Source organism: Vreelandella sp. ssv (assembly GCF_059448525.1).
In genome coordinates, this window is record NZ_CM182545.1 from 3,768,706 (window position 1) to 3,787,265 (window position 18,560).

General features: G+C 54.6%; 18 protein-coding genes and 1 riboswitch. Of the genes, 8 read left to right on the forward strand and 10 right to left on the reverse strand.

Annotated features, from left to right (window positions below; genetic code table 11):
- Nucleotides 1-10: 10 nt before the first annotated feature.
- Entirely contained in the window at nt 11-1,270 is a 1,260-nt protein-coding gene (locus AC5TBW_RS17180) for an allantoate amidohydrolase (RefSeq protein WP_495509728.1), read from the forward strand.
- An 18-nt stretch (nt 1,271-1,288) separates the two neighbouring features.
- Here AC5TBW_RS17180 and AC5TBW_RS17185 read toward each other — a convergent pair whose 3' ends face one another.
- Nucleotides 1,289-2,044: a FadR/GntR family transcriptional regulator gene (locus AC5TBW_RS17185; RefSeq protein ID WP_495509729.1), complete on the reverse strand. Its 756-nt coding sequence runs from the start codon at nt 2,042-2,044 to the stop codon at nt 1,289-1,291.
- A gap of 182 nt (nt 2,045-2,226) precedes the next feature.
- On the opposite strand from AC5TBW_RS17185, the gene AC5TBW_RS17190 reads away from it, so the two are divergent.
- The 3 genes from AC5TBW_RS17190 to AC5TBW_RS17200 all read left to right on the forward strand — a co-directional run bounded on the left by AC5TBW_RS17190 (nt 2,227) and on the right by AC5TBW_RS17200 (nt 4,633).
- Nucleotides 2,227-3,345: an alkene reductase gene (locus AC5TBW_RS17190; protein ID WP_495509730.1), complete on the forward strand. Its 1,119-nt coding sequence runs from the start codon at nt 2,227-2,229 to the stop codon at nt 3,343-3,345.
- Between the two features lie 133 nt (nt 3,346-3,478).
- A complete protein-coding gene (locus tag AC5TBW_RS17195) occupies nt 3,479-3,946 on the forward strand; it encodes a TspO/MBR family protein (RefSeq protein ID WP_495509731.1) in 468 nt (155 codons plus the stop codon).
- An 87-nt stretch (nt 3,947-4,033) separates the two neighbouring features.
- A complete protein-coding gene (locus tag AC5TBW_RS17200; protein WP_495509732.1) occupies nt 4,034-4,633 on the forward strand; it encodes a cell division protein ZipA C-terminal FtsZ-binding domain-containing protein in 600 nt (199 codons plus the stop codon).
- 6 nt (nt 4,634-4,639) lie between these two features.
- On the opposite strand, the gene AC5TBW_RS17205 is transcribed toward AC5TBW_RS17200, so the two are convergent.
- Both AC5TBW_RS17205 and AC5TBW_RS17210 read right to left on the reverse strand, forming a co-directional pair.
- Nucleotides 4,640-6,226 carry an ABC-F family ATPase gene (locus AC5TBW_RS17205; protein WP_495509733.1) on the reverse strand — a complete coding sequence of 529 codons (1,587 nt, stop codon included), beginning with the start codon at nt 6,224-6,226 and terminating at the stop codon, nt 4,640-4,642.
- A 111-nt stretch (nt 6,227-6,337) separates the two neighbouring features.
- Complete coding sequence (locus AC5TBW_RS17210; RefSeq protein WP_495509734.1) at nt 6,338-7,192, reverse strand: sirohydrochlorin chelatase; 855 nt, start codon at nt 7,190-7,192, stop codon at nt 6,338-6,340.
- 163 nt (nt 7,193-7,355) lie between these two features.
- Here AC5TBW_RS17210 and AC5TBW_RS17215 point away from each other — a divergent pair, with 163 nt between their 5' ends.
- Nucleotides 7,356-7,928, forward strand: coding sequence for a gamma-glutamylcyclotransferase (locus AC5TBW_RS17215; RefSeq protein ID WP_495509735.1), 573 nt, complete (start codon nt 7,356-7,358; stop codon nt 7,926-7,928).
- Nucleotides 7,929-7,930: 2 nt separating this feature from the next.
- Here AC5TBW_RS17215 and AC5TBW_RS17220 read toward each other — a convergent pair whose 3' ends face one another.
- Entirely contained in the window at nt 7,931-8,458 is a 528-nt protein-coding gene (locus AC5TBW_RS17220) for an HPP family protein (protein ID WP_495509736.1), read from the reverse strand.
- 124 nt (nt 8,459-8,582) lie between these two features.
- Nucleotides 8,583-8,876, reverse strand: coding sequence for a hypothetical protein (locus tag AC5TBW_RS17225; RefSeq protein WP_495511982.1), 294 nt, complete (start codon nt 8,874-8,876; stop codon nt 8,583-8,585).
- Nucleotides 8,877-9,078: 202 nt separating this feature from the next.
- On the opposite strand from AC5TBW_RS17225, the gene AC5TBW_RS17230 reads away from it, so the two are divergent.
- Together AC5TBW_RS17230 and AC5TBW_RS17235 are read left to right on the forward strand one after the other, a co-directional pair.
- Entirely contained in the window at nt 9,079-10,749 is a 1,671-nt protein-coding gene (locus AC5TBW_RS17230; RefSeq protein ID WP_495509737.1) for an isovaleryl-CoA dehydrogenase, read from the forward strand.
- A gap of 119 nt (nt 10,750-10,868) precedes the next feature.
- A riboswitch (glycine riboswitch) is annotated at nt 10,869-10,970 on the forward strand.
- 166 nt (nt 10,971-11,136) lie between these two features.
- Nucleotides 11,137-12,402, forward strand: a complete 1,266-nt coding sequence (locus AC5TBW_RS17235; protein WP_495509738.1) for a D-amino acid dehydrogenase — start codon at nt 11,137-11,139, stop codon at nt 12,400-12,402.
- 40 nt (nt 12,403-12,442) lie between these two features.
- Here AC5TBW_RS17235 and AC5TBW_RS17240 read toward each other — a convergent pair whose 3' ends face one another.
- The 4 genes from AC5TBW_RS17240 to AC5TBW_RS17255 form a co-directional block, all read right to left on the reverse strand.
- Complete coding sequence (locus AC5TBW_RS17240; RefSeq protein WP_495509739.1) at nt 12,443-13,210, reverse strand: amino acid ABC transporter ATP-binding protein; 768 nt, start codon at nt 13,208-13,210, stop codon at nt 12,443-12,445.
- The gene (locus AC5TBW_RS17245) at nt 13,203-13,868 is read right to left on the reverse strand and encodes an amino acid ABC transporter permease (protein ID WP_495509740.1); all 666 of its coding nucleotides are present in this window, start codon (nt 13,866-13,868) and stop codon (nt 13,203-13,205) included. The genes AC5TBW_RS17240 and AC5TBW_RS17245 overlap by 8 nt, the downstream gene beginning before the upstream one ends.
- 23 nt (nt 13,869-13,891) lie before the next feature.
- Entirely contained in the window at nt 13,892-14,533 is a 642-nt protein-coding gene (locus AC5TBW_RS17250) for an amino acid ABC transporter permease (RefSeq protein ID WP_495509741.1), read from the reverse strand.
- 77 nt (nt 14,534-14,610) lie between these two features.
- Nucleotides 14,611-15,468, reverse strand: coding sequence for a transporter substrate-binding domain-containing protein (locus AC5TBW_RS17255; RefSeq protein WP_495509742.1), 858 nt, complete (start codon nt 15,466-15,468; stop codon nt 14,611-14,613).
- 196 nt (nt 15,469-15,664) lie between these two features.
- Between AC5TBW_RS17255 and pdxR the strand changes: the two genes are divergently transcribed.
- Nucleotides 15,665-17,152, forward strand: coding sequence for a MocR-like pyridoxine biosynthesis transcription factor PdxR (gene pdxR / locus AC5TBW_RS17260; protein WP_495509743.1), 1,488 nt, complete (start codon nt 15,665-15,667; stop codon nt 17,150-17,152).
- On the opposite strand, the gene AC5TBW_RS17265 is transcribed toward pdxR, so the two are convergent.
- The gene (locus tag AC5TBW_RS17265; RefSeq protein WP_495509744.1) at nt 17,145-18,509 is read right to left on the reverse strand and encodes an aspartate aminotransferase family protein; all 1,365 of its coding nucleotides are present in this window, start codon (nt 18,507-18,509) and stop codon (nt 17,145-17,147) included. The genes pdxR and AC5TBW_RS17265 overlap by 8 nt on opposite strands.
- Between the last annotated feature and the right edge of the window lie 51 nt (nt 18,510-18,560).

An 18,560-nucleotide genomic window follows, 5' to 3' on the forward strand; every position in this document is an offset into this window, starting at 1 on the left:
CGGAGAGTTTATGACCGAAACCGCTGTTCACACTGCATTTTCCCAGGGCGAGCTGGGGCAGGTATTGATCGACCGCCTGGACGAAGCCGCCCGTTGCTCGGCACCTGGCGCCGGTGTTACGCGACTGTTCTGTTCCCAGGAGCACCAGGATGTACTGCCGATAATCAGCCGCTGGATGGAGCAAGCAGGGCTTGTCCCCCAACTGGATGCGGCCGGCAATCTCGTTGGTCGCTGCCCCAAAGCCCTGGCAGGCGAAAAAACCTTCATCATGGGATCCCATCAGGATTCGGTAATCGAAGGTGGTAAGTACGACGGCATGCTGGGCGTTGCACTGCCAATTCTGGCGCTGGAAGCGCTTAAACGCGAAGGGGTGGCCCTGCCCTTCGGTATCGAAGTGGTAGCGTTCGGTGACGAAGAGGGAGTGCGCTTTCCTACCACGCTGGTTGGCAGCAAGGCGCTGGCGGGTAACGTAACGCCTGAGCAGCTTGCCGCCCAGGATGCGCAAGGCGTGACCCTTGCAGAAGCATTGACCGCCTTTGGCTGCACACCAGAGGAGATCCCCTCTATCGCCCGTGCCTCCGCCAACACCCTGGGTTATTTAGAGGTACATATTGAACAGGGGCCTATTCTTGAGCAGCGGCATCATGCGGTTGGCGTTGTCACAGCATTGACTGGTATTGAACGTCACCGTGTCACGCTGCGCGGCAAGGCCGGACACGCAGGCACCACACCGATGCCCATGCGACATGATGCGCTAGTCGGCGCGGCGGAAATGGTCCTGGCCGTCGATAGCGTGCTGCAGTGTACCGATAAGCTTGTCGGCGTGGTGGGCAAGCTCGACGTCCACCCGAATTCTGTCAATGTCATTCCTGCCGAGGTCTCGTTCACTGTCGAGCTACGCTCACCAGAGCGCAACATTCGGCAACAAGGTCGCGAAGCTGTCTACGCAGCAATGGAAGAAGTAGCGACCCGCAGAGGACTGACATTGGAGATGGAAAACACTTACAGCGCCGATGCCGCCGCCTGCGCTGACTGGATGATGACGTCCCTAGAAGAGGCCTGCATGCAGGTTGGACAGCCTGCAGAGCGACTGTTTAGCGGGGCAGGCCACGATGGCTTGGCCATGCAGGCATTGACCGACATCGGCATGCTGTTTGTGCGCTGTAAAGAGGGGCTGAGTCACCACCCGGACGAAGCGATTACCGCCGAGGATGGCGAAGCAGCAACGCGGGTGGTTATGGCATTTTTACAACAGTTGGGGCAACCATAGCGCAGCATGTAGCGTTGGCTACTTCAATGGCTCAGGTAAAAAGCCTCGGCGTACCTGAGCCTCTTGCTGATTCATCACGCGCTGGGCATCCAGCATATGCTCGCGCATGATGTTATAAGCGCTTTCGGCATCCCCCATCTCGATCGCATCCAGTATTTGCGCGTGATAGCGACATCCCACCTGGCCAAAATCGTAGGTAGCTGGCTCATACAGGCGATGATATATCGTCAAATCGGAGAGCACTTGAATAGTGAAACGAATGATAAAGGTCAGCAGCTGATTGCCACCGGATAACTCGGCAAGCATCAAGTGAAAATGCAGCGAATCGAGGTGCTGCTGACGCTCAGTCTCACTATCGACTGCAGGGGCTGCGTAACTATGCAGACTTTCGCGTAAACGTACCATATCACTGGCCGACACTTTACCGGCTAACGAGGCGGCTAGTTCAGGCTCTAACGCCAAGCGTATCTGGTAGATATCCTTGATTGAAATCTCTTTGAAAAACAGGTAATTGCTTAATAGCGATACCGCTTTGGCCTCACTCATCTCACGCACAAAAGCGCCGCCCCCGGGCCCTGTGCGAGTTTCGACCAATCCCTGGGCTTCCAGTACTCGCGTACTCTCGCGCACCGTCCCTTTCGACACCTGCAGGGTCTCCATCAGCTCCGACTCGCTAGGTAGCCGGTCACCCGGCTTCAGGTGCCTATCCACGATCCAGCATTTGATTGTTTCCGCCACCTGATAAGGGCGGCGCTGAGGGGCGTTTTTTAACATGCTATCAACAACATCCTTGGTAATAAGCAGCAACAGTACCAGAGAGACTCTGATTTTGGATGCCCCATAAGCGGTTACCTAGTGCATAAATACGTTTTAAAATATCCGGTTGGCGTTAACTAGTAAACTGGTCTATTCTGATTCGTACTATTTGATCGAAGCATTCAAAAGGAGCTTAATTGATGGCTTTCGAAACACTGTTTAACCCCATCCAGGTGGGCAGCCTGTCGATTCCTAACCGCGTAATCATGGCGCCGCTGACGCGTGCGCGCACCCCCGATAGCGTACCGGGTAAGATGCAGGAAGCTTATTACGGTCAACGCGCTGGCGCGGGACTCATCATCAGCGAAGCTACCAACATTTCTCCCACTGCCCGTGGCTATGTGTATACGCCCGGCATTTGGACGGATGAGCAGGAAGCCGGCTGGAAAGGCGTTGTCAACGCGGTACACGCCAAAGGTGGCCGTATTGCCTTGCAGCTGTGGCACGTTGGGCGCGTTTCTCATGAAATGGTTCAACCCGATGGCCAACAGCCGGTAGCACCGAGTGCCTTGAAAGGCGAAGGCGCCCAGTGTTTCGTAGAGTTTGAAGACGGCACTGCGGGTCAGCACCCCACCAGCACGCCGCGCGCGCTGGAAACCGACGAGATCCCCGGCATTGTCGAAGATTACCGCCAAGCGGCCGAGCGTGCCAAGCGTGCCGGTTTCGATATGGTCGAAGTCCACGCAGCAAACGCCTACCTGCTCAACCAGTTCCTGGCGACTGGCACCAACAAGCGTACTGACCAGTACGGTGGCTCGCTGGAAAACCGCGCCCGCTTCCCGCTGGAAGTGGTTGATGCGGTGATTGACGTTTACGGTGCTGACCGTGTCGGCATCCGCATGACGCCGTTCATCGAGCTGTTTGGCTTAACCGACGACGAGCCGGAAGCGATGGCATTTTACATGGCCGAGCAGCTTTCCAAGCGCGGCCTCGCCTACCTGCACCTTAACGAACCCAACTGGGCCGGTGGCGATATCACCTTCCCCGATGGTTTCCGTGAACAGATGCGCGAGCGCTTCAGCGGTAGCCTGATCTACTGTGGTAACTACGACGCCGAGCGCGCCGAGAAACGCATCAGTGAAAATACCACCGACGCCGTTGCCTTTGGCCGCCCCTATATCGCCAACCCTGATTTACCCGAGCGTTTCCGTGTCAACGCGCCGCTCACCGAACCGAACCATGAAACGTTCTATGGCGGTGACGAGAAGGGCTATACCGACTATCCATTTATGGATAACGGCTATGACCGTCGGAGTTAAGACAGTACTTATTTAGCAAATTGCTGAACCCTTACGGCTGAAAAGCATCACTTAGGTGGTGCTTTTTTTATATCTGATTATTCTCAAACACTGCTAGGCTATTGATTCTTTCGTTTAAACACACAGGTGATAAATGCTGGGTTCGCTGCTGACGCTGCTGCTATCTATCCTGCTAGTTGGCCTTACCGCCAGTACCGGCGCACGTTTTCGTCCTGATAGCTGGTACCGCGAACTACGTAAGCCGACCTGGACACCGCCTGATATCGCCTTTCCTATTGCGTGGGGCATACTCTATTTATTAATGGCTATCGCTGCGTGGCGACTCTATATGGCCGATGATTCGGCGTTGCGCACCGCCAGCTTAGTAGTTTACGTGCTACAACTTTTCGCCAATGCGGCATGGTCCTGGCTATTCTTTGGACGCAAACAGATAGCCGCGGCGCTGGCCGATATTGTGGTATTACTAGGATTGATAACTGTCGCCATTGCGCTATTTTCCCAGGTCATCCCACTCGCCGCGTGGCTGATGGTGCCTTACTGGCTATGGGTTGCGCTGGCACTGGCACTCAATGCAACGATTTGGCGGCTTAACCGGCGCTAATGCTTACTTGCTCAACAACTTAAGCTCTGCGCAATAATAAAATGCTATTTGCGGGCTTACTTTAGGTTCACAGGAGGGAGTAGAGAGATGGAAAACACATCAATGGTGACACTGCTCGCTGGTGGGTCCTTGATTTTTGGGCTGGTGGCGGCAGCGCTGTTTCTCTACTTCATGCTTGCTCAGCGCCGTAAACGTTCACAAAAAGAGTTCCTGGCTTCCACTGAGGCGAAACAGGCAACGGCAACCGCGCCTCCTGAGCCTGCTCAAAAACCCCCGGTTGCCGCTGACACATCAAAAACAACGTTTAAGCAGCATTCACTGTTTGTGGTATTCGCCAACCCTTCACCTGACAACACGCAACAATTGACCGATTGGCTGCGTCAGATAGAGGCTAAATACGATCCACTCACCAAGGTTTATCATGTGCCGGGCAAGCAGCCTTCCAACCCAGTGACCATTGCTAATGCCTTCCTACCCGGCGAGATGCCTGATCTCTACCGTGACTCCAATCACGAAGTAAAAGGCATAAGCCTGTTGGTTAAACCCCCGCTACATAAGCGGCGCAACCAGCAGATGATTGTGTTTGTAGATATTGCTAAACAAGCAGCTGAGATTTTTCAGGGCGAGTTACTCGATGGTGATCGAAAACCCGCCACAGATACCACCTATCAACGCATTATCGGTTAGACGCGTTTATACAACGCCCTGGCTGCGCAGGTAATCGTCGTAGTTACCGCTGAAGTCGACAATACCTTCCGGCTGCATATCAATAATGCGGGTGGCCAGTGAAGAGACAAACTCGCGGTCGTGGCTGACAAACAGTAGCGTGCCGGGGTAGTTTTCCAAAGCCAGGTTCAACGCCTCGATAGACTCCATATCCAGGTGGTTCGTCGGCTCATCCATCAGCATAACGTTGGGCTGAGTAAGGATTAACTTACCGAACAGCATGCGTCCCTGCTCGCCACCGGAAATCACCTTCACCGATTTACCAATATCGTCGCTGGAAAACAGCATCCGCCCTAACGCACCCCGAACAACCTGCTCGCCGCCGGTGGTCCAGCTCGACATCCACTCAAACAGCGTGGCATCAACGGCAAAATCGTCGCTATGTTCCTGAGCAAAAACCCCGATATCAGCGGCTTCTGTCCATTTCACTTCGCCGGCGTCCGGATGTAACTCGCCCGCCAGTGTTTTCAATAACGTCGTTTTACCAATGCCATTAGGGCCGATGATGGCAATCCGCTCGCCAGCTTCAACGGTCATGGATAAGCGTTTAAACAGCGGTTCACCGTCATAGCCTTTGGTAATGCCATCAACATTGACAGCGTTACGGTGAATCTTCTTGGCCTGATCAAAGCGGATAAAAGGGCTTACGCGGCTGGAAGGCTTGATATCTTCCAGCTTGATTTTATCGATTTGACGCGCTCTAGACGTAGCCTGCTTAGCTTTCGAGGCGTTAGCGGAGAAGCGACTCACGAACTGTTGTAACTCGGCAATTTGTGCCTTTTTCTTGGCATTATCCGAGTGCTGGCGCTCGCGAACCGCCGTGGCGGCAGTCATGTAGTCATCGTAATTCCCTGGGAACAGGGTAATTTCGCCGTAATCCAGATCCGCCATATGGGTGCAGACGCTGTTTAAGAAGTGGCGGTCGTGAGAAATGATGATCATGGTGCTGCTGCGCGCTTTGAGAATATCTTCCAGCCAGCGGATAGTGTTGATATCCAGGTGGTTGGTGGGCTCATCCAGCAGCAGTACATCCGGGTCAGAGAACAGCGCCTGAGCCAGCAGAACACGCAGCTTCCAGCCGGGAGAGACTTCACTCATCGGCCCGGTGTGCTGCTCGATGGGGATACCCAGGCCCAGCAGCAGTTCGCCCGCGCGGGACTCTGCGGTGTAGCCGTCAAGCTCCGCAAAGCGCACTTCCAGGTCGGCAACGGCCATGCCGTCCTCTTCGCTCATCTCTGCCAGCGAGTAAATACGCTCGCGCTCGGCAGCCACCGACCAGAGCTCTACATTGCCCATGATCACGGTGTCGATGACGCGCTCGTTTTCAAACGCAAACTGATCCTGGCGCAGCTTACCCAGCCGTGTACTGCTATCCAGCATCACCTGGCCGGAAGAGGGCTCCAAATCGCCACCGAGAATTTTCATAAAGGTGGATTTGCCGCAGCCGTTCGCGCCAATCAGGCCGTAGCGATTGCCGTTATTGAATTTAACTGAGACATTTTCAAACAGGGGCTTGGCCCCAAACTGCATGGTGATATTGGCGGTAGCGATCACAAAAGGAGCCCTGGTTAGCGCATTGTCAGCAACGACAGCTTACAACGAATAGAAAGGCTCGCGATTCTACGCGCTATTTGGCCTGTATTCACCCATCAGACTTTAGTCACATCAGGTGATTGCCGGGATATCGAGTAGAAAGCGTTGTCCATCAAGCGCTTGGCGCAGCCGAGTGACAAGAATATCGACAATACCCGGATGTTCGCCCACCAGTTTGGTCGTGGTAACGGAAAGCCCTGGATGCTGCTGTTCAGCCGCCGCGCATATTTCAGCGATGTCGCCACCCTCCCCCGCATGGCGCCCCGGTGAAAGAAACAGCATTGCCAGAATGACCGGGCCTGCGTTGAATTCGGGAAGCGCTAGCAAGTTTTCCAGCAGCGGCTCGTTAAAACGGTACTCATCGCCCTCGCGCCGCTCCATGGAGGCGGCGGCAACACACGCTACGTCTTCGGCTAGCAGCACGCTAAGCTGCCCGGCCAAGCGGTTGCGCACGGCGGTAACTTCTGGGATTGGGCTGCCGTGATCTACCAACGCTACGTGGGGTTTATCACCTGGCCGAAGCTTGTCGCGCACGTTATCGGCCAGCAAATGGACTAAACGCAGGTCATTATCGCCGAACTCATCCACCAAGGGCTGGGCCACCCGCACCTTAACGTGGGGAAAACGCTCTTGCAGCGTCGCCATGCGTTCAGGCAGGTAGCCGGTCAATGCTTTACTGGGGCCGAAAAAGAACGGCAGCACGATAATCTCCGTTGCCCCTTGTTCGGCGCTGCGTTCAGCGGCGGGGCCAAGGGTGGTGGCGGGAATGCCATCAACCTCTTCTGCGGGAATCTTATTGGAGTGCAGCAGCGAAGCCGCCTGGACGGTTTCGCCTAACAACGCGCTAAGCGAAGCCGCCACATGGCGTAAATTCAGCGTTGCCTGCGCTCGTAGCGAACCGTTATCGACCAGAAAAATCGCGCGCATGCTTGCCTCTGCTAGTTTGGGTTGAATGAGCTGTTAAATAAGTGATGACCAATGACATGATAAGATGGATTTTTTACAAAAGTAGCTACTAACTGTGTTGCTTGGTAACCGATGTAGCTGGGTGACGATATGTTGTTGGACGCCGATATGTTGCTTGATAACGATGCTTGATACCACTGCCCTTAATCAGCAAAGAAACTTCTTCGAGGGCCATGCGGCTATATGGCTATTCGGCTATGGATCGTTGATATGGAAAGCCGATTTTGCCTATATAGAGCGCCGCCCGGCTTATATTCATGGCTGGGAACGACGTTTTTGGCAGGGCTCACACGATCATCGTGGCACCCCTGAAGCGCCTGGTCGAGTGGCAACGCTGGTACGTGCCAAGGATGCGATTTGCCACGGTATGGCCTACCGCATTGCCCCGGAAGTGCTCGCACCGTTGGATGTGCGGGAGAAGAACGGTTACTTGCGAGAAAAAGTACCGCTGACGTTTATGGACGAGAAGGGCAACGGAACCGAGCAGAGCGAAGGACTTATTTATCTGGCCAGCGAGGACAATCCGGCCTTTCTAGGTGAGGCTCCCCTTGCCGATATCGCCCAGCAAATAGCCAACGCCCATGGCCCCAGCGGCCCCAATCGCGAATACTTAGTCAACTTGGCTAAGGCGCTGCGCGAGCTAGGCGCTAAAGATGCCCATATTTTTGCCCTGGAACAGCAACTGAGTCGTTTTTAACATTACCAGTAGCGCGGGTAGCAACGGTGCCGGGCAAGGTTATTGACCAGAATAGCGATTACCAGCATCACTATACTGCCCGCTCCGATTGGTAAAAGAGGATACCACCACCCCAGTTGATGAACGCTGGCACCCCCGCCTACCGCAATCAGAGCCGCTGCGGCTCCCGGTGGGTGAACCGTGTGGGTTAATTGCATAACAAGTATCGACAGCGATACAGCCAGAGACATCGAGAGCGGTGTCGCCCCCAGCAGTTGGTAGCAAGCGACGCCGATACCCGCTGATAGCACGCTGCCAAACAGCACGTGGCTTGGTTGAGCAAAGGGACTTTCAGGAGCAGCATAGATAAGGACTGACGTCGCCCCGAAGGAGCCTACGATCAGCAACTGCTGTGACAGCCACGCCGAACTCAACCAGCAAATGACCGCCATACCGGTAAAGGCCCCGACCCATGACCAAAAAGCATCCTGCCAGCCTACCCGCGAGCGCCTAACTGGCTGCCCCCGCATCTTGCCGAGATAAGTTTTCATTGCACTCGCTTTGCACAAAATGAGTGCAGATGATGGCAAAATGCACCAAATAAGCAAATGACAATCCATCATACCCTTGATGAAACTGCCTCAAGGGCGCTACTTCAAGGGGGAAAGCAACTCTTTACATCATCAGCCACGAGAGAATAAACAGCCCCAATAAGGTACGAAATATCCCCCCTATCAGCGAGCCACGCAGAAATGCCCGGACACCGCCAAACAGAATCAATAGGCCAACGACCAGCACGGCAATGCTAAAAAAAGAATCGCTGATTCCCAGAGAACGGGTTAAGCCATCGATAAAATCGCCAAAGGCACCAAAGAAATTGGTAAATATGCCCAATAAGAACTCAACCATCACGCGGATTGCTTCGCCAATGGTCTCGCCTATTTCGTCAAAAAACCCAGTTGCCTGCATTGCGTTTGCTTGCATTGATAGTACCCAAGGCTGAGAAGGATAAGCTTGGCATTGTCGGTTAAATACGCTGGCTGAGCAAAGCAGAACAAATTTTCCCTGCTTTATACCCTCATCTTTTTAGCGCCTTCTCAGCCATGCAACTACTATAAGACTATAAAATGTTCGTTTAGACGATATGCTCGCCACGTCGACGGTGATCATCATGACGCAGCACTATCCCCTTGCCGATAAGCTTCTCGCTAGCACTCACCGGGTGGAAAACCAGCCCCCGCCACTTGAGAACTACAATAGCTACACCGCTGATCAGGTTCTTCAAGAGGGCGTCAAACGCGAAGGGATGACTGACGACACCTCTCTCAAGACGTTTGGCTTTTGGGCGGGCTCCGCCGAAGCCATCGCTTTGGGGGTTGATGCTAATCGCTATCCACCACAGCTGGTGACCCACGACCGGCAAGGCCATCGGGTCGATTTGATCGAGTTTCATCCCGCCTATTATCAACTTATGCAAACGGCGATAGAGCACGGCTTGCATGCCAGCCCCTGGCGAATCCCTAAGCCCGGTGCGCATGTTAACCGTGCCGCCCGCTATTTTTTACAGGCCCAGATAGAAGCAGGCCATGGCTGCCCGATTACCATGACCTTTGCCGCCCTGCCCGCACTGCGCCACCAGCCCAGCTTGCTCGTAGAGTGGGGCGATAAAGTCACCGCCCCCCATTACGACCCGCGCAACGTGCCCTATTTTGAGAAACAGGGCCTCACTCTCGGCATGGCAATGACCGAGAAGCAGGGTGGCTCCGATGTGCGTTTGAACACAACACGTGCCTACCCGATTGACCAAGGCGGGCCGGGCGAAGCTTTTGAGCTGGTGGGGCATAAATGGTTTGTCTCCGCGCCCATGTGCGATGCCTTTCTGGTACTTGCCCAGGCACGCGGCGGATTGAGCTGTTTCTTGCTGCCGCGCTGGCGACCCGACGGTAGTAAGAACCCGCTTCATATACAGCAGCTAAAACGTAAAATGGGCAACGTATCGAATGCCTCCAGCGAGACGGAGCTACGGGGCGCCTTTGCCTGGATGGTGGGCGATGAAGGCCGCGGCGTGCGCACCATTATTGAGATGGTCGCCATGACCCGCTACGACTGCATGATTGGTTCAGCTGCCGGAATGCGCCAAGCCACCGCCCAGGCGATTCACCACGCCTCGCATCGGCATGCTTTTGGGGCGCGGCTAAGCGAGCAGCCGCTGATGCAAAATGTGCTAGCTGATTTGGCCATTGAGAGCGAAGCCGCCACTACCTTAATGCTGCGCATGGCCCGGGCCATGGATCATCAGGACAATGAGCATGAGCGCCTGCTTTCGCGAATCGCCACCCCTGTGGGCAAGTACTGGATCTGTAAGCGCACACCCCACCACGCTTACGAGGCAATGGAGGTGATTGGCGGCAGCGGCGTCATGGAAACCCACATAATGGCGCGCCTGTTCCGCGAGTCGCCCATCAACGCCATTTGGGAAGGCAGCGGCAATGTGCAGTGTTTGGATATCCTGCGCGCGATTGAAAAACAGCCTGAGGTACTCGACGCCTACTTCTCCGAACTCGGCCTTTCACTGGGTGCCAATGAACATCTTGACCGCTTTATTCACCAATTACAGCGGGAGATGCAGGATACTCAAGCGCTCCAGTACCGCGCTCGCCAGTTGGCGGACAGCATGGCCCTGGCATTACAGGGCGCGCTGCTGGTACAGCACGCCCCCGCTTATGTGGCAGATGCATTCTGTGCTGGACGGCTTACAGACCGCAGCAGCCTCAGTACAGGCACCCTGCCCACCGGACTGGATTGCGCGGCAATCATCGAGCGTGCCCAGCCCAGGGAGTGAGCCGCGTGGAATAAGCGTTCACGACCATGGTCGACTTCCATGCTAAAACTAGTCACGTTAAAACTGATCGTGTTAAATCTATTTGCATTAAAACTGTTAGCCTTAAAACAACAAGCAGCAAAGTAATAGCGGGAGAGCTTGGCGCGTCCTAAACCGATGACGCCAGCGCCGAAGGAGCAACAGCCCCGGAAACTCTCAGGCAACCGGACCGCTATTACCCTCACTTTCCGAAGAGCGGCTGATGACTGCGTCACTCAGCCCACCGAAGGAGCAAGCGCACCCAACGGGTGCGTGAATCTCTCAGGTTCCATGACGGAAGGGGTACGCCCAGCAGCAGTTACGCCGTTAGGTGGGATTCCCCGACGCTCATACAATCTGGAGAGAGTTATGCAACGCATTGCCGTTATCGGTGGTGGTATCACCGGCATTACCAGCGCTTACGCCCTGGCTAAACGTGGCTATGATGTCACCGTATTTGAAAAGCATCGCTATGCGGCGATGGAAACCTCATTCGCCAACGGCGGTCAGCTCTCAGCCTCCAATGCCGAAGTGTGGAATCACTGGCCAACCGTAATCAAGGGTATCCGCTGGATGCTCAGAAATGATGCCCCGCTACTGGTCAATCCCCGCCCCAGTTGGCACAAGCTCAGTTGGTTCGGCGAGTTTATCGCCTCGATTCCCCGCTACTCTGCCAACACTACCGAAACCGCGCGGCTAGCCATTGCGGCACGCGAGCATCTTTTTCAGTGGGCGCAGGAAGAGCAAATCGATTTTGATTTAAAGCAGAAAGGCATTCTGCATATTTACCGCGACAAAGCGGGCTATGACCACGCCGCCAAGGTGTCTCAACTGCTCAGCAAAGGCGGCCTGGAGCGCCGGGCGGTCACTCCCGACGAGATGCGCACCATCGAACCCACCCTGGCGGGCAACTACTACGGCGGTTTCTTTACCGAAAGCGATGCCACCGGCGATATTCATAAGTTTACCCACGGCCTGGCACAAGCCGCCGAACGCCGCGGCGTAACGCTTAAATATGGCCACAGCGTGCAGGATGTCGGCGCCGATCAACAGCACGCCTGGATTACTGCCACGCTTGAAGGCGAGGCTGACGGCGAACCAGTACGTGAAACCTTTGATAGCGTGGTGGTATGCGCAGGCGTAGGGAGCCGCGCCCTGGCCGCCAAGCTAGGCGACCGGGTCAATATCTACCCGGTCAAAGGTTATTCGATTACCGTGCAGCTCGATGACGCCGCCTCTCAACAGGCTGCCCCTACCGTTAGCCTGCTCGATGATGAAACCAAACTGGTGACCAGCCGCCTGGGCGATGACCGTTTCCGGATCGCGGGCACCGCCGAGTTTAACGGCTTTAACCGCGATATCCGCGACAACCGCATCCGCCCGTTGATCCGCTGGGTGGAAGAGTGTTTCCCCGGCGTCAGCACCCGCCGCGTAGTGCCCTGGGCGGGCCTGCGCCCGATGCTCCCCAATATGCTGCCCAAAGTCGGTCGTGGAAAATTACCCACGGTGTTCTACAACACAGGCCACGGCCACCTGGGCTGGACGCTCTCTGCGATTACCGCCGATATGTTGGCGGATGCTGTACAAGCAGAGGGAGAAGCATCGGCGCCAGCAAGTAGAACGCACTCAGTGTGACGGCTGGCATAAACCAGGAGGGGCATTCCCTCCTTATTAATTAAACCGCAGGCGCTTCTAATTCCAGGAAGCGCCGTACCCGGTCGGTTTTGGGATTTTCAAAGAATTCGCTGGGGTGGGATTTTTCGATAATGATGCCCTTATCGAGGAACACCACTTGATCGGAGACAGCCCTGGCGAACTCCATTTCGTGGGTCACCAGCACCATGGTGTAGCCCTCTTTCGAGAGGTCTTTGATAACCCCAAGCACTTCCCCCACCAGCTCAGGGTCGAGGGCTGAAGTAGGCTCATCGAACAGCATCACCTTGGGCTGCATGGCGAGTGCCCGCGCAATCGCTACCCGCTGTTTCTGTCCTCCAGAGAGTGTATAGGGGTACTGCTCGCGTTTGTCGGCCATGCCGACTTTCTCAAGCAGTGCCATTGCCCGCTCTTCCGCTTCGGCTTTGCTTAGCCCCTGAACATGAACAGGCGCCTCGGTGACATTGCGCAGCACGCTTAAATGAGGCCAGAGGTTAAAGCCCTGGAACACCATGCCCAAGCGCGCGCGCATGCCTGCCAGTTCACGACGCGACATCGGTTTGCCGGTATCACTAACGCCGATACGGTCGCCGTCGATACGAATGTCGCCTCGGTCGGGTTGCTCAAGCCAGTTAATACAGCGTAAGAGGGTAGATTTACCCGACCCCGATGAGCCCAAAATACTCACCACTTCGCCGGGCTGAACTTCCAGCGATACATCCCGCAGCACTTCGGTGCCATCAAAGCTTTTTGAAAGATTACGAATACTAACAGCGGCGGTCTCAGGCATTTTCGAATCCTCGCTTGGCGCCAAAACGGCCAATCATTTTGATAAACAGTTCCAAACCAATACTGATCAGCCAGTAGAAGCCAATCACCACAATGAAGGCTTCCATGGGAATGAAGTAGGTGCTCGACAGGCTGCTCGCCGCCGCGGTGAGTTCGCGCACGGTGATAATCACCAAAAAGGCGGTATCTTTGAGCAGGATTATCAGTTGATTACCCAGTAAGCCGCGGGTTTTTAAAATCAGCTGGGGCAAGATAATGCGCATAAACATCTTGGGCTGAGAGAACCCCTGCGCGATGGCAGCCTCTACCTGCCCTTGGGCGAAGGTAGCGCGGCAGCCGCGCAATATTTCCGCAAAGTAAGCGCCGTGATACATCACCAAGGCGATAATCCCCGCCGTCCAGGCGCTCATGCGGATGCCTGCGCTGGGTAGGCCGTAATAGAGTAAATAGGCCAGAATCAAAAATGGCAGCATGCGCATGGCGTCAATAAAGATGCGCAGCGGTATTTTTAAGCGCGGGCGCGAACCCTCTAACAAAAATACGATTCCGCTACCCAATATAAACGCCAGCACTACAGATAAACCAAACAGTTTTAAGGTGTTATAAAAACCGTTCAAAAACACATCGTACGATGACCAAAGAATATCCCAGTTGCTCATAAAGGCTCCCCTTGATGGCCAAGTTAGACGGCCAATCGACTGGCTTTTCGCTCAGCCACGCGCTGCAGCCATACCAGCAGGCTGATGATCAGCATGTACAGGGCCGCTGCGGCTAAAATCGGCGGCAGAGGGTCGTAGGTCACCGCCGAAATCCGGTTGGTCACGCGGGTCAGATCGACCACACCAATCACCGCAATGGCGGGGCTGCCTTTGATCAGAAAAGACATCTCATTGACCAGGCCCGGCAGGCTGGTAATGGTGATTTGCGGCAGCATAATGCGGCGAAAATAGACCCATGGCGTCATGCCAATGGCCAGGGCCGCTTCACGCTGCTCTTTGGAGAAGTTATTAAACGCGGAGCGCCAAATTTCGGCGTTAAAAGCAGTGGTGTTGAGGGTTAACGCTATGATACCGGCCATATTGCGGTTGAGATTAACCCCCATGGTCGGTGCGGTTAAGAAGATAAACAGCACCAATGTTACCAGCGGTGTTGCCCTCGCCAAGCTGATGTAAACGCCTAGCAGTTGATGCAGAACGGGGATTTTGGCCACTCTGAGCAAGGCAATCAGCAACCCCATTACCACACCGATGGCAATGGATATGCCGGATATCCAAAGCGTTGTCCAGGCGCCCTGGATGAGAAGCCCCCATGCACTACTATCCATGCTCACTCACCCCCTGATTCGCTCGATGGAAGCAGCCGCCCAACTAACACGCCTGAGCGGCTGGCGAATGTGATGGCTTACATACCGGCCATGTCGTGGAACTCTTCCACAGAGGTGATGGGGGTTGTCGGTAGGTCGTCAAATGACTCGCCGAACCACTCTTCCTGCAGTTCAGCCAGGCGCCCAGAATCACGCAGATGACTCATGAAATCGGTAATATAGGCCAGCAGCTCGGGGCTGTCCTTGGGCATAGGCCAAGCAACATAGCCAGGGCCAGAAACGGCCTGGCCCGCTTCAAATACGTCAGGGCGCTCACTAATCAGATCATTCACCGGCACGATGGAATTGATCACATAATCGACGCGACCATTGGCCAGATCGGCGTAAATCTCTGGATAGGCTTCATACTGCATCACTTCACCCAGCTCGCCGCCGCTCTCCTCTAGCATGACTTCCAGCTCAGGCAAGCGTGACAGCAGCGCACTACCCGCTTGGACGCCCAGCGTCATACCGCTTAAATCCTCAATGCTGTTGATACGGTCATCGCCCGCCCGTTTGATATAGAAGTGCTGGGCAGAGGCAAACGGCGGTGCGTAGTTAAATACGCGCAGGCGTTCATCGGTCACTGAAGCGCCGGTAAGCGCCATGTCGTACTGGCCCGATGAAACCGAAGCAAGCAGCCCCGTCCACGGCAAAATATCCTGGCGGACTTCAAAGTCAGCGTACTCCTCCAGTTCAATCAAGATGTCTTTGATAAAGCCATCTGGGTCGCTACCACTCATAAAGTTGAACGGCGCGTAGTTATCTTCGGTGGCCACGCTCATGTAGCCACGGCTCTCTATTTCTTCTAAGTCCGCAGCGGACACGGTGAATGAGACGCCTAATGCAAGGACACCAACGCTTAATGCGCAGGTTAAAACAGCTACTTTTTTCATCGCCTTATACCCCTAGAGTGGACAATCATCGCTAACCAAACGGTTACAAGTTGAAAGTGACTTCACCCTAGTTTTTTATCCTCCTCTCGATTAGAGCCAGTTAGCGTAAAGTGAAAGGACAGTTGGCTATCATAAAGCTGGCACGAAAGATGCTTAGGTTAAATAGATAAGAGGGTTATTTAAGAGGAAGAAGTGCATGACAACGCTGTGTCTTGAGGTCGACCCTAATGCTTCTACCTGCCTGCAAGAACAGCTTCGCGAGACGCTACTGGAAGCGATTCGCTTAGGCAGTTTGCCCCTTGAAGACGCACTACCCTCCTGCCGTAAACTCTCGCAACAGCTGGGTATTTCACGGAATACGGTGTCTATTGTTTACGAGAAACTGGTCGAAGACGGGTACCTAATCAGTCGACCTCGTAGCGGTTACTATTTACATCCTGACTATAATGATCCGCACTTAGCGCTAAACTCCCCTTTAACCGTATTAGCAGAGAACAGTACAGACGCTGCAACTGCACCAAACTGGCACAAACGCATTACTCAGCGCCCTACTAACTATCAAGGCATTCTCAAACCCGGCAATTGGTCAGAGTATGCGTACCCCTTTATTTATGGCCAATTAGATACGCGACTCTTTCCGTTAGCCCAATGGCGCGATGTTTCACGGCGCTTATTAAGTTCGCAGCGCGACAAACCATGGCTGCGTGATCGTATCGATCAAGATGATCCACTGCTGATAGAACAACTACGTAAACGCATTTTACCGCGACGGGGTATTTTCGCTCGGTCCGAAGAGATCCTCATCACCATGGGGACTCAAAATGCACTCTATCTGATTGCGCAACTGCTCTGTCATCGGGGCACCCGGGTAGCGCTGGAATCTCCAGGTTATCGCGAGGCGATGAACGTATTTGCCCAGCGCGGTGCCAGCCTACAGTTTCAAACCTTGGACGCAGAAGGCATGCGCCTGGAAGGCACTCAGCAATGTGACTATCTCTATGTGATGCCCAGCCATCAGGTGCCGACAGGCATTACCATGAGCCGCGAACGGCGCGAGGCTCTATTGACCCAACTCCCCCACCGTGACCAGATCGTCATCGAGGATGATTACGACGCTGAAATTCACGGTGATCAGTTCGCGCTTCCGGCACTTAAAGCCAGTGCGCAGAGCGCGCGGATTATCTATATGGGCAGCTTATCTAAAGCGCTCTCGCCAGGGCTACGTATGGGCTATGTAGTGGCGGATCCCGAATTGATTGATGAACTACGCGCACTGCGACGCATGATGTATCGCCATCCGCCCGCGGCCTTGCAACACCAATTGGCACAATTTATTTCCCAAGGCTATTACGAGCGCTACCTCAAATTGCATGTAGAAGAGATTGACCGACGACGAGACGCCATGCGTATGGCCATTGATCACTCAGTACCCGGTTGCCTCAGCCACAGTAGCAGCCGTTCCAGCGCCTTTTGGATGGAGGCCGATCCTGGCATCGATACCCAGCGCCTTGCGTGGCATGCCGCTCAGCGCGGGGTGCTGATTGAACCGGGCTTTCAACACTTTTTCGATGCCGCTCCGCCACGCCGTTTTTTCCGCTTAGGATTCGGCGCTATTGAAATGCAGCGTATCACCCCAGGCATGCAGCGCCTGGGGCTTGCTTACGATAATACTTTATCTACGTAGCCAATATCTCACTGAGGTGATGCGTGTAGCCTTCAAACACGCGCTCTAGAATTGCCAAGCCCTCCTCCACTTCTTCCAGGGTCACAATGCAAGGGGGCACCACATGGATACGGTTTTCGACAGTAAATACCAGCAGTCCCTGCTCCATCAGTAGCTGCTTGAGTTTCAGCACTTCCATGCCTGGTAGCGGCGTTTTACGCACCGGGTCGCTCACTAACTCCAAGGCATGGAATACGCCCACACCGCGCCAATCACCGATGATGGGGTGGCGTTCGGCAAGCCTTTTCAACCCTTCCGCTAGCGGGCCGTTACCTATCTTGTCGGCATTTTCTACGATGCCCTCTTCTTCCATGGCGTCGAGCGTGGCGACAATGGCCGCCATCGCCAGCGGGTGGCCGGAATAGGTCAGGCCGCCGACAAAAAAGTGGTCATCGAAATAGCGTGAGATAGGCGCTGAAATGATGACTCCACCGGCAGGCACGTAGCCTGAGTTGACCCCTTTCGCGAAAACAATCAGATCCGGTGCCATATCGTAATGCTCAAAGGCAAACCAGCGCCCTGTGCGGCCAAAACCCGCCATCACTTCATCAAGTATCAGCACGATGCCAAACTCATCGGCGAGTTGCCTAACGCCCTGCAGATACGCTTTAGGGGGTAATAACACACCTGCCGTACCGGGAATGGTTTCCAGCAGAATGGCCGCGACGGCATTGGCGCCTTCGCACTCAATGACTCGACGAAGATGGGTTAACGCCCGCTCACACTCTTCATCTTCATCTCGTGCCCAAAACTCGCTGCGATACAGGTATGGATTGAAGAAATGCACATGACCACTGGCATACTCGTTGGGCACCCGCCGCCAATCGCCGGTAGCAGCAATCGCAGAACCGGTATTGCCGTGATAGGAGCGGTAAGCAGAAAGTATTTTGGTACGCCCGGTATAGAGCCGCGCCATGCGGATGGCATTTTCATTGGCATCAGCGCCAGCATTGGTAAAAAACACTTTACTAAAACCGTCCGGCGCTTTGGCGATAATACGCTTGGCCGCTTCACCGCGGGCTAAGTTGGCATGGGCTGGGGCAATAGTGCATAGGCTGGCAGCTTGATTTTGAATCGCGCTCACAACGCTGGGGTGCTGATGACCGATATTGGTATTCACTAATTGACTACTAAAATCCAAATACTCGCGCCCAGCGTAATCCCATACGCGACATCCCTGCGCGCCCGCGATAACCATTGGGTCTAAACTGCCTTGCTGAGCCCATGAGTGGAACACATACTGACGATCCAGGCCGTGCACATAGCGGTTATCTACACTGTGTGTCGTGGAATCAGAAACGGCAACATTGGCATTCATAACAAGCACCCTGTTTAATCCATAAGGAGATAGCATGCTTGCCAGCCTAGT